Below are 11,043 nucleotides of genomic sequence, written 5' to 3' on the forward strand. Positions count from 1 at the left end.
GAAACGGTTCGAGAGACAACGGATTTCCTTTCTGTACGTTGGCTTTCGGGCGGGGAACCGCTGAATGTACGACGGAAGTCCAGAAGGAAGTGATCATGAATAACAGTGGTAAAGCGGCTCGCCGGGGGATTGTCGGTCTGATGGCCGGCGCGTTGTTCGGTGGCGTGGCCGCAGCAACCATTGCCGCGCCGACCGCGGCGGCTGCACCGGATTGCAGCGCAAGCGGAGTGGCTAACACCGTGAGCGCCGTGACCGGTTCGGCACGTGACTATTTGGCCGCCCATCCCGGCGCGAACCAGGTGGTGACCGCGGCGATGAACCAACCGCGCGCCCAGGCCGAGGCCGATGTCCGGAGCTACTTCACCGCCAACTCGGGGGAGTACTACGAACTGCGCGGCATCCTGGCGCCGATCGGTGAGACCCAGCGCCAGTGCAACGTGTCGGTGCTGCCGACCGACCTGGCGTCGGCCTACGACCAGTTCATGGCCGGCTGACCCAGCCACCTCGACGGCCCGTCGTGCGCAACCCCGGTTGCGGCGGCGGGCCGTCCTCGTCTGCGGTGTCGTCTGCGCATCCGTTTGCTCCGCGTACGGGGTGGGTAGAAAACTGCCAACCCGCTCAGCGGCGAGCGACTGGACGACGAACGAGGAGTGCAGCAATGGGCGAGCGTACGAAGGCTCCGGCCGACGCGACAACCGAGGCCGTCGCCACCACCGGTCTGTTCGCAATCTTCATCGCCATCATCGCCATCGCGGTGTCCCTTGCCTCGCTGGGTTCGTCGGACATCGGAACGGCCGTCGCGGCTGGCGTCGTCGCCGCGCTGAGCTTCGCCAGCAGCATCTACTGCTTCGCCATGCAGGCCCGCGACCGTGCGGAGCAGGATTCCGGTCGCGCCGCGGCGCAGGCGGTGCCGGCCGCGGCATAGATCAGCGTCCGACGTCGGTCGATGCTCACCGCCGTTCTCTTCGGATCGGCCGCTTCGAGCGCGCTGGTCATCGGGTCCCTCGTCGGGGCGAAGTGGAGCCCGCCCAAGCGGGTCACCGGTGTGCTGCTCGCCTTCGCCAGCGGCGCTCTGATCTCCGCGCTGGCCTTCGAGTTGTTCGAAGAGGCGTTCACGATGACGGGCCCCTGGCACGCCGGCGGCGGATTACTCGCCGGCGCAGCGACATTCGTGGCAGTTGACACCCTGCTCGACCGCTACGTCACCGGGAAGTCGGGTCCCAGCGAAAGCGAGGTCACGGCCTCAGGTGCCCGGCGCGGCCTCGGGCTCGCCCTCCTGGCGGCAGTCACCCTCGATGGCGTGCCCGAGAACCTCGCGCTCGGTGTCTCTCTGGTCAGCGGAGCGTCGCTGTCGCTGTTGGTCGCCATCTTCTTCTCGAACCTGCCCGAGGCACTGGTCGGCGCGGTGTCGATGCGCAACTCGGGTATGGCCGCCCGCACGGTCGTGCTGACGTGGCTGGCGTGCGGGGTGCTTCTCGCCGCGGCAGTCGTACTCGGACGCGCCACCGCCAGCGGGTTGAGCGAGGGGGTGCTCGCCGTCGCGCTCGCCTTCGCCGGCGGTGCGGTGCTGGCCTCCCTGGCTGACACGCTCATGCCCGAAGCCTTCGAGCACGGGCGTCCGCTCAACGCACTGGCCACCGCGGGCGGATTCTTCGTGTCCTTCATGCTGGCCGGTTGACCGGCCGGACTCAGGGAATCGGGATCGCGAACTGATTCGGGCCGAGGAACCGGCGCAGATCCCCGAAGAGCGCACCGGGACCGGGCGGCGGAGGCGGCGGCGGGCAGGCGGTCCCGCAGTCGGCGAGCACCCAGGTCTGACAGTGACTGGTGGTGAACGAGGTGTCGGTGACCTCGATCCGCACGGTCTGCGGCTTCTTCGTCATCGCGTTGTCGACGAGGTCTTCTCCGGCAGTGCGCTTCCAGTAGCAGGCCACCCCGTCGACCGGTCCGCCAGAGTTGTAGGTGCCGGGCAGGATGTCCGTGCCCACCGCGTACGTGCCGTCCGCCTCGATGATGGTCTTCGGGGCAGGGGCTTCGGCTGACGGGCCGGCTGACGGGCCGGCCGACGGGCTGGGTTCGGTCGGTTCGGCCGGTTGGGCATGCGCGACGCCGGCCGCGCCCAGGCCGACGAACAGCAGCGCCGCCGCATTCGCCAGATGAATACCGGTTCTCATCACACGATCAGGCCGGACGTTCGGCGGGCAGCAGCACCGAGAGCTTGTCCGGGCAGTAGTACTTCATCGCGCTGCCCAGGAACTGCCACGACTGCTCCTGGGTGGTGTCCTTTTCCATCTGCCCCTGGACGAACCGCACCGCCGCGACCGAATCGGGGTCCAGCCCGGTGTGCAGCCGCTTGCACGCGATCTTGCCGATCCAGGCGTTGTAGTCCTTCTGGCCGTAGATGCCGAAGGTGTGGAGCTCGTTGGAGAAATCGGTGTCCGGATCCGCCTGGGCGGGAACGGCCACGGTCAGCGCCATCGCGGCTGCGGCGGCGGCCGAGCCGAGGATGCCCGCGACTTTCCTGCTTGCCTTCATGGCGGGGATGATACCGCTAGACAGGCTAAACGTCAGTAGCCTGAGAGAAGTGACCGGGATCACATCATGATCAACCTGTGACCGGCGTCTCCGCTGGTACCGGGGATGCTGCATTCTCGTTTTCGATGCTTTACCGTTCCTGGTTATATTGGCTAAGTTTCACCAGGAACGAGGAGGATCGGACGTGTCGCGGACACTCGAGCGCACGTCCGGCACCGGTTCCGGGAGCGCGGCGGATGCTGCGCCGAGCGAGGTCAACGCGCAACCACGGACATCGCTCGCGTCGGCCCTCGCCGGACGAGCGTGACGAGATGCTACGAGTGTCGGGGAAGTAGATGCTGGGTCTAGCCAAGAAGATGTGGATACCGATCATCATCATCGTGGTGGTGTTGGTCGCCGGATTCACGGTCAACCGCGTCCGGGGTTTCTTCGGATCCGAGGGCATCACCGTGACGCCCCGAGTGTTCGCCGACGATCCGGAACCCTTCGACCCGAAGGTGGTCCGCTACGAGATCACGGGGACGGGCAGCTACGCCAACATCAACTACCTCGACCTGGATGCCAAGCCGCAGCGGGTCGACAGCGCTGCGCTGCCGTGGACGCTCGTGCTGGAGACCACGGAGCCGTCGGCTGCCCCCAACATCCTGGCGCAGGGCGACGGCAGTTCGATCACCTGCCGAATCCTGGTCGACGATGAAGTGAAAGACGAGAGGACCGCCACCGGCGTGAACGCGCTCACCTACTGCTTCGTGAAGTCCGCATGAGCGCGCCCACCACCGACGCGCCCACCGACGCCTTCCCGCCGGCCGGGCGTCCGAAGCGGCCGTTCATCCCGCGCTTCATCCGCATGTTCGCGGTGCCGCTCATCCTCGTCTGGGTGGCGCTCATCGCCTTCCTGAACGTGTCCGTGCCTCAGCTCGAAGAGGTCGGGCAGATGCGCGCGGTCTCCATGAGCCCCGACGACGCACCGTCGATGATCTCGATGCACAAGGTCGGTGAGCTGTTCCAGGAGGGCGACTCCGACAGCAACGTCATGATCGTGCTCGAGGGCGAGCAGCCGCTCGGCGACGCCGCCCACGCCTTCTACGACGACATGATCGACAAGCTGGAGGCCGACCCCGCGCACGTCCAGTCCGTCCAGGACTTCTGGAGCGATCCGCTCACCGCCACCGGTTCACAGAGCAACGACGGTAAAGCGGCCTACGTCCAGGTCAAGCTCGCCGGCAACCAGGGCGAGGCCCTGGCCAACGAGTCGGTCGAGGCCGTCCAGGAGATCATCGCCGGACTGGAACCGCCTCCGGGCGTCAAGGCCTACGTCACCGGGCCCGCCGCGCTGGCCGCCGATCAGCACATCGCGGGCGACCGCAGTATGCGGCTGATCGAGGCCGTCACGTTCAGCGTCATCATCATCATGTTGCTGCTGGTGTACCGGTCGGTGCTGACCGTGATCATGGTGCTGGTCATGGTGGTGCTGTCGCTGACCGCATCGCGCGGGGTGATCTCGTTCCTCGGCTACCACGAGATCATCGGGCTCTCGACGTTCGCGACCAACCTGTTGGTCACGCTGGCGATCGCCGCGTCGACGGACTACGCCATCTTCCTGATAGGCCGATATCAGGAAGCGCGAAGTGTCGGCGAGGACAAGGAGACCGCCTACTACACGATGTTCCGCGGTACGGCGCACGTCGTGCTCGGCTCCGGCCTGACCATCGCCGGTGCGACGTTCTGCCTCAGTTTCACCCGGCTGCCGTACTTCCAGACCCTCGGTGTCCCGCTCGCCATCGGCATGGTCGTCGCGGTGGTCGCGTCGCTCACGCTGGGATCGGCGATCATCACCGTCGCCAGCAAGTTCGGTCTGCTCGAGCCCAAACGCGCCATGCGGACCCGCGGTTGGCGCAAGATCGGCGCGGCCGTCGTGCGGTGGCCCGGACCGGTGTTGATCGCGACGATCGCCCTGTCGCTGGTGGGGCTGCTGGCGCTGCCCGGCTACCAGACCAATTACAACGACCGCAACTATCTGCCCGCCAACCTGCCGGCCAACGAGGGTTACGCCGCGGCCGACCGGCACTTCTCACAGGCCCGGATGAACCCGGAACTGCTGATGGTCGAGAGCGATCACGATCTGCGGAACTCGGCGGACTTCCTGGTGATCGACAAGATCGCCAAGGCGATCTTCCGCGTCGAGGGCATCGCCCGTGTGCAGGCCATCACCCGGCCGGACGGTAAGCCGATCCAGCACACGTCGATCCCCTTCCAGATCAGCATGCAGGGCACGACCCAGAAGCTGACCGAGAAGTACAACCAGGACCTCACGGCGCAGATGCTCAAGCAGGCCGAAGAGATGCAGACCACCATCGACACGATGACGCGGATGTCGGGCCTCACCAAAGAGATGAGTGAGGTCACCCACGAGATGGTCAAGCAGATGAAGAGCATGGTGGTCGACATCGAAGGGCTGCGCGACAGCATCGCGAACTTCGATGACTTCTTCCGGCCGATCCGCAACTACTTCTACTGGGAACCGCACTGCTACGACATCCCGGTCTGCTGGGCGATCCGCTCGATCTTCGACACCCTCGACGGCATCAATCTGATGACCGACGACTTCAAGGAGATCATTCCGCAGATGGAGCGGCTCGACGCCCTGATGCCGCAGATGGTTGCGCTGATGCCCGGGATGATCGAGACGATGAAGACGATGAAGACGATGATGCTGAACATGCATTCCACGCAGTCCGGGATGCAGGCTCAGATGTCGGCGATGCAGGAGGATTCGTCGGCCATGGGCGAGGCCTTCGACGCATCGATGAACGACGACTCGTTCTATCTGCCGCCGGAGATCTTCGACAACGCCGACTTCCAGCGCGGTCTCGAGCAGTTCCTCTCGCCAGACGGACACGCGGTGCGCTTCATCATCAGCCATGACGGCGATCCGTTGACCCCGGAGGGCATCGAGAAGATCGACCGCATCGAGACGGCGGCCAAGGAGGCGATCAAGGGCACTCCGCTGGAGGGTTCGAAGATCTACCTCGGCGGTAGCGCGGCAACGTTCAAGGACATGAACGACGGCAACACCTATGACCTCGTGATCGCCGCCATCGCCTCGCTGGCCCTGATCTTCATCATCATGCTGATCATCACGCGCAGTGTGGTGGCGTCGGCGGTGATCGTCGGCACGGTGGTGCTGTCGCTGGGCGCCTCGTTCGGGTTGTCGGTGCTCATCTGGCAGCACATCATCGGCATCGAACTGCACTGGATGGTGATGGCGATGTCGGTCATCATCCTGTTGGCGGTCGGCGCGGACTACAACCTGCTCCTGGTGTCCCGGCTCAAAGAGGAGATCCACGCGGGCCTCAAGACGGGCATCATCCGCGCGATGGGCGGTTCGGGTTCGGTGGTGACCGCGGCCGGTCTGGTGTTCGCGTTCACCATGATGTCGATGGCGGTCAGCGAGCTGACGGTGATCGCTCAGGTCGGCACGACGATCGGGCTCGGGTTGCTCTTCGACACCCTGGTCATCCGGGCCTTCATGACACCGTCGATCGCGGCCCTGATGGGCAAGTGGTTCTGGTGGCCGATGCGGGTGCGCAGTGCGCCGGTGCCGTCGAAGTGGCCATCGCCAGGATCACCGCCACCGCCGAAGAATCCGGAGTTCCTGCCGGCCCCGTAGGCTCGACAGGTGTTGCGAGGAGGGCAGTAATGGCCGGACGGACCATCGTCATCACCGGGGCCAGTGACGGGCTCGGCGCGGCCGCGGCGAAACGGTTGCACCGCAGCGGTGAGACGGTGGTGGTGGTCGGGCGGTCCCCGCAGAAGACCGCCGCGGTGGCCGAGCCCCTCGGCGTCGACTCCTTCGTCTGTGACTTCGCCGATCTGGCCCAGGTACGCGACCTGGCCGGCCGGCTGCTCGAGGCGTATCCGCGCATCGACGTCCTGGCCAACAACGCCGGCGGGATGATGAACACCCGCGAGATGACCGTCGACGGCTTCGAGAAGACGTTCCAGGTGAACCATCTGTCGCCGCTGCTGTTGACGACGTTGCTGCTGGACCGGCTCGTCGAGTCGAAGGCCTCGGTGCTCAACACCTCCAGCATGGCCAGCCGGTTCGTACGCGCGGACTACGACGATCTCGACGCCCTGCAGAGCCAGCACGGAGCGGTGGCGTACGCATCGTCGAAGCTGGCGAACATCCTGTTCACCCGGGAACTGCACCGCCGCTACCACGCGTCGGGCATCTCGACCGCGGCGTTCCATCCCGGTCCGGTGGCGTCGAATTTCAGCGCCGAGGTGCGCAACCCGATGTTCGGTCTGCTCTACCGCAGCCCGCTGCGGCATCTCGCGCTCACGAACGCCGAGCAGGGCTCGGACGAGCTGGTGTGGCTGGCGTCGGCCAAACCCGGGCGCGACTGGCGGTCCGGGGAGTACTACGTCAAGCACAAGGTCGTCCACCCCAACAAACTCGCCGACGACGTGGGGCTGGCCGAGCGGCTGTGGGACCGCAGTATCGAACTCGTGAGCGCGAAGGCCCTGTCATGAACGTCACGGTCGTGAACAACGGCCCACGCCAGGTCAGCCGGGCGATCGAGGTCGACGCGCCCGCGGCCGAGGTGTTCGCCCTCGTCGCCGATCCGCGGCGCCACCACGAATTCGACGGTTCCGGGACCGTGGGCGCCAACATCGACGCGCCCGCGGAACTCGTTGCGGGCGCGCGTTTTTCGACGAAGATGCGGATGGCCGGGGTGCCCTACCGGATCACCAGCACGGTGACCGCGCTCAACCCCGGGCGCCTGATCGAGTGGCGGCATCCGTTCGGGCACCACTGGCGGTGGGAGGTCGAGGAGATCGAACCCGGCCGCTCGCGAGTCACCGAGACCTTCGATTTCCGCGACACCGGTGCGGTCAAGGACCGCTTCGACTACTACCAGCGCACCGGATTCGCCAAGCGCAACGCGGCGGGTATCGAGGAGTCGCTACGACGCCTGCGGGACCGGTTCAGCGCCTGACGGGCCAGTCCCACACCGACATGTCGCCCTTGGGGTAGTTCATGCAGACGTCGGTGGCGTGGGCGACGACGCCCTTGTTGTTGAAGAACAGCTTGGCCCAGTTGCCCCAGCGGGTGGCGGTCTGCTCGTAGAACACGTTGGTGGCAGTGGCCTCGGAGTACTGGCGACGCCCGGCTGGATCGAGCGAGAAGAACCAGTGGATGCGGTCGAAGGCCATCTGCTGGACGTCGGCCGGACGGTTGCTCCGGTCGATCATGTAGCGCTCGAAGTACACCGGACTGGTATCGCGCGCCGCGGCCATGTACTGCTCGACGTCGCACTCGGTCGCGATGATCCGGCGCGGGATCGGATAGTCGTCGGTGGAATCGGCCGACGCCAGTCCGGCAGTAGTCAGGTATGCGGCGGCGGTTGCGGCCAGGGCGACTCCCACCCGTCCAGCGCGCTTCACCAGTCCACTCATAGGTCTTTTCCTGCCAATCGATACGTCGGATGCGCCGATGCGACTATATAGCACAGCTAGCTAAAAGGGTATCCCGTCGTGAATTGTGCGGGATCAGCCGCCGTTGGTCACCGGGTTCGACGACAGCGTGATGAAGCCCCCGTTGATCCACACACCCCAGCGGCCACCCCAGCCCGAACTCCAGACGACCGGTTGACCCAGCCAGTTCTCGGTCGGTTTGGGCGGCGCCCAGGCCGGGGGCACCTCGCCCAGCACGGGCGGCGGTGGCGGCGGTGGCGGTTGGGCACCGGCCGCCGCGACCCCGAATCCGAGCGCGCCGGCGGTCACCCCGCAGGCGACGACGAGGGCGCGCGTAAAGAGGTTCATCCTGATCACGAGGCACTCCGAAGGTCGAGGGTCATCGGTACTTAGGATATTTAACCATCCAGGGTGACAGTGGCGCGTCCCCGCCCGGTGGGGGCATCGACCGGCGGCAACGGCGTCGAACCCGTCGCGCTGAACGCGTCGAACATCAGGCTGAGGTAGCGGCGGCGCAGCGGCCGGGGCTGGTTCATGGCCACCGACGCGGTGGTCACCATCGCCACGAAGGTCGCCACATCGTCGGCGGTCAGATCCGACCGCAGGTGGCCCGTCTCCTGCGCGACCCGAATCATCGCGTTGAGCCGCTGCCGGTCGCGGGTCAGCAGGCGGACCGTGAGCTCGGCCAGATCACCGATCGACGCGAGCCACGGCTGCTGCTTGAACATGACGTCCTCGAGGCGGGACAGCGCATCGAGGAACGACTCGCGGGGGGCGTCCTTGCTGAGCGCCCCGATCGCCGGCTTGATCTCGTTCTCGACGATGTCCTCGTAGACCGCCGCCGCCAGGGCCCGCCGGTTCGGGAAGTGCCGGTAGAGCGTCGCGCTGGCGACGCCCGCAGCGGCGGCCACCTGGCTCAGCGTGGCGGCGTCCCCGTCGCGCGCGAAAACCTCCCGCGCCGCGGCCACGATCCGGGTCACGTTCGCCGACGCGTCCGATCGCTGACTCCGCGGTGAGCGAATCGAGTCCATATCCATCCCCGTCAGTATCCCCTGTCGATCCGCGCCCCCGGCGCGGTCGACCCCTCACAGAAATGCTAGCGCCCTCCCAGTTCGAAAATGCCGGATCCTGTGGGGATCGGCCGGTCTCCGGCTGTGGAACCTGCCGATATCGATGAAATGCCGCGTCACCGGGCCAGGGTCTCGTGCAGGAAATCGCCGAGGACGCGCCAGGCGCGGCCGGCCACAACGGCGTTGTACTGGATCCCCCGGTCGGGTTGGTCGGCGAACGGCGCCATGAACGCGTGCATCGCGTCGCCGTAAGCATGGAGCTGCCAGTCGGCGCGCCGGCGCGTCAGCTCCTGCCCGATCGCGACGACGTCCTGCGGTGGCGCGAAGGGATCGTCCCAGCCGTGGAACACCGCCACCTTCGCGGTGATGTCGGGGGCGGCGGCGTCGGCTGGTGGCGTGAGGATTCCATGGAAGCTCGCCACCGACCGCAGGTCGTGACCGGCCCGAGCGATGTCGAGCACGCACAGTCCGCCGAAACAGAATCCGATCGCGGCCACGCGTGCGGCGTCGACCCGCGGCGCGGCCAGCACGTGCGACAGCACCGCGGTCAGCCGCTCGCCCAATGCCGCGCGGTCGGCGAGATAGGCCTGCATCTCGGCCGCGCAGCGCTCCGGGCCGCCACGCGTCACCGCAGTGCCGAACAGATCGACCGCCACCGCCTGGTGGCCCCACTCGGTCAACTGGTCGGCGATCGCGAGCTGCGCGTCGCTGCGGCCCTCCATTCCGTGTACGACCAGCACCGTCGCGGCGCCGCCCGCCGACGGGGCGACCAGGACGTGGTCGAGGGTGTCGTCGGTGACCTGCTGGGTGAGAGCCGTTCGCGGTGCCGTCTCCATGGGCCCGACGCTGCCAGACCGGGCAGCTCCCCGGTGCGCGTTCACCGTCGGTGAACGCGGCCATGGTGTGACGCGGTCATGGTGTGAAATGGGCGGCCCGGGGTAACCCCCGCGTGATGACTGCTGCGCGAACACAACCCGATCAGCGGGCCATGTCCGACACTCAGCGGGTCGTGCGGGCGGTGTCCGAGGCGTTCTCGGCCAAGGTCGTCGGTCAGCAGAATCTGCGGGAATCGCTGCTGGTCGGCCTCCTCACCGGGGGCCACGTTCTCATCGAGAGCGTCCCCGGCCTGGCCAAGACCACGGCCGCCCGCGTCGTCGCAGACGCCATCGACGGCGCATTCCAACGCATCCAGTGCACACCGGATCTGCTGCCCAGCGACATCATCGGCACCCAGGTCTACGAGGCCGCCACCAACACCTTCGTCACCCAGCTCGGGCCCGTGCACGCCAACGTCGTGCTGCTCGACGAGATCAACCGGTCCAGCGCCAAGACCCAGAGCGCGATGCTCGAGGCAATGGAGGAGCGGCAGACCACGATCGCCGGCCAGGTGTATCCGATCCCCGAACCCTTCCTGGTGATCGCGACGCAGAACCCGGTCGACCAGGAGGGCACCTATCCGCTGTCCGAGGCGCAGACCGACCGCTTCATGCTCAAGGACGTGCTGCAGTACCCGACCGCCGACGAGGAGGTCGAGGTCATGGCCCGCATCGACGCCGGCCTGTACGACCGCAACCGGCGCAGCGCACCGGTCGTCGGCCTCGACGACGTCCGCCGGGCCCGCGACGTGGTGCGCCGCGTCCACATGGACCGCGCGCTGGTGCAGTACGCCAGCCGCCTGGTCGAGGTGACGCGGCGGCCCAGCCAGTACCTGCCACAGCAGCTCGCCCGCTTCGTGGAGTACGGCGCCAGCCCGCGCGCCACCATCGCGCTGTGCCAGTCGGCCCGCGCGCTGGCGGTGTTGTCGGGACGCGGGCACGTGCTGCCCGAGGACATCGGCCGCCTCGCGCACCGCGTACTGCGACACCGCCTCATCCTGGGATTCGAGGCGGCCAGTGCGGACGTGACCGCCGACGCGGTCGTCGACGCGGTGCTGCAGGCCGTCCGGGTGCCCTGACCC

Annotated in this window: 14 protein-coding genes; 8 read left to right on the forward strand and 6 right to left on the reverse strand. The window is 67.1% G+C overall.

Features of this window, described 5'->3' with window-relative positions; all coding sequences use genetic code 11:
* The first annotated feature begins 95 nt into the window (after positions 1-95).
* The 3 genes from A5757_RS13985 to A5757_RS13995 all read left to right on the forward strand — a co-directional run bounded on the left by A5757_RS13985 (position 96) and on the right by A5757_RS13995 (position 1,678).
* Positions 96-494 (forward strand): heme-binding protein, encoded by a 399-nt coding sequence (locus A5757_RS13985; protein WP_066835203.1) that lies wholly within the window; start codon positions 96-98, stop codon positions 492-494.
* A 164-nt stretch (positions 495-658) separates the two neighbouring features.
* Positions 659-925, forward strand: coding sequence for a hypothetical protein (locus tag A5757_RS13990; protein ID WP_066835101.1), 267 nt, complete (start codon positions 659-661; stop codon positions 923-925).
* A gap of 21 nt (positions 926-946) precedes the next feature.
* Positions 947-1,678: a ZIP family metal transporter gene (locus A5757_RS13995; RefSeq protein ID WP_066835103.1), complete on the forward strand. Its 732-nt coding sequence runs from the start codon at positions 947-949 to the stop codon at positions 1,676-1,678.
* Between the two features lie 10 nt (positions 1,679-1,688).
* On the opposite strand, the gene A5757_RS14000 is transcribed toward A5757_RS13995, so the two are convergent.
* A complete protein-coding gene (locus A5757_RS14000) occupies positions 1,689-2,174 on the reverse strand; it encodes a hypothetical protein (RefSeq protein ID WP_066835105.1) in 486 nt (161 codons plus the stop codon).
* 7 nt (positions 2,175-2,181) lie between these two features.
* Positions 2,182-2,535, reverse strand: coding sequence for a DUF732 domain-containing protein (locus A5757_RS14005; RefSeq protein WP_066835107.1), 354 nt, complete (start codon positions 2,533-2,535; stop codon positions 2,182-2,184).
* A gap of 335 nt (positions 2,536-2,870) precedes the next feature.
* On the opposite strand from A5757_RS14005, the gene A5757_RS14010 reads away from it, so the two are divergent.
* The 4 genes from A5757_RS14010 to A5757_RS14025 are packed head-to-tail and all read left to right on the forward strand — an operon-like array spanning position 2,871 to position 7,538.
* A complete protein-coding gene (locus A5757_RS14010) occupies positions 2,871-3,299 on the forward strand; it encodes an MmpS family transport accessory protein (RefSeq protein ID WP_066835109.1) in 429 nt (142 codons plus the stop codon).
* Positions 3,296-6,205, forward strand: coding sequence for an RND family transporter (locus A5757_RS14015; RefSeq protein ID WP_066835111.1), 2,910 nt, complete (start codon positions 3,296-3,298; stop codon positions 6,203-6,205). The genes A5757_RS14010 and A5757_RS14015 overlap by 4 nt, the downstream gene beginning before the upstream one ends.
* A 29-nt stretch (positions 6,206-6,234) precedes the next feature.
* On the forward strand, positions 6,235-7,071 hold the full coding sequence (locus tag A5757_RS14020) for an SDR family NAD(P)-dependent oxidoreductase (RefSeq protein WP_066835113.1): 837 nt from the start codon (positions 6,235-6,237) through the stop codon (positions 7,069-7,071).
* Positions 7,068-7,538: an SRPBCC family protein gene (locus tag A5757_RS14025; protein WP_066835115.1), complete on the forward strand. Its 471-nt coding sequence runs from the start codon at positions 7,068-7,070 to the stop codon at positions 7,536-7,538. The genes A5757_RS14020 and A5757_RS14025 overlap by 4 nt, the downstream gene beginning before the upstream one ends.
* On the opposite strand, the gene A5757_RS14030 is transcribed toward A5757_RS14025, so the two are convergent.
* The 4 genes from A5757_RS14030 to A5757_RS14045 all read right to left on the reverse strand — a co-directional run bounded on the left by A5757_RS14030 (position 7,528) and on the right by A5757_RS14045 (position 9,922).
* Positions 7,528-7,998: a DUF5078 domain-containing protein gene (locus tag A5757_RS14030; protein ID WP_066835116.1), complete on the reverse strand. Its 471-nt coding sequence runs from the start codon at positions 7,996-7,998 to the stop codon at positions 7,528-7,530. The genes A5757_RS14025 and A5757_RS14030 overlap by 11 nt on opposite strands.
* A 93-nt stretch (positions 7,999-8,091) precedes the next feature.
* Positions 8,092-8,364 (reverse strand): hypothetical protein, encoded by a 273-nt coding sequence (locus A5757_RS14035; protein WP_066835118.1) that lies wholly within the window; start codon positions 8,362-8,364, stop codon positions 8,092-8,094.
* 50 nt (positions 8,365-8,414) lie between these two features.
* Positions 8,415-8,996, reverse strand: a complete 582-nt coding sequence (locus tag A5757_RS14040) for a TetR/AcrR family transcriptional regulator (protein ID WP_231983986.1) — start codon at positions 8,994-8,996, stop codon at positions 8,415-8,417.
* Between the two features lie 206 nt (positions 8,997-9,202).
* Positions 9,203-9,922, reverse strand: a complete 720-nt coding sequence (locus A5757_RS14045; protein ID WP_066835120.1) for a dienelactone hydrolase family protein — start codon at positions 9,920-9,922, stop codon at positions 9,203-9,205.
* 116 nt (positions 9,923-10,038) lie between these two features.
* Between A5757_RS14045 and A5757_RS14050 the strand changes: the two genes are divergently transcribed.
* Positions 10,039-11,040, forward strand: coding sequence for a MoxR family ATPase (locus tag A5757_RS14050; RefSeq protein ID WP_066835122.1), 1,002 nt, complete (start codon positions 10,039-10,041; stop codon positions 11,038-11,040).
* Positions 11,041-11,043: the final 3 nt, after the last annotated feature.

It is taken from the genome of Mycobacterium sp. 852013-51886_SCH5428379 (assembly GCF_001665575.1).
GTDB lineage: Bacteria > Actinomycetota > Actinomycetes > Mycobacteriales > Mycobacteriaceae > Mycobacterium.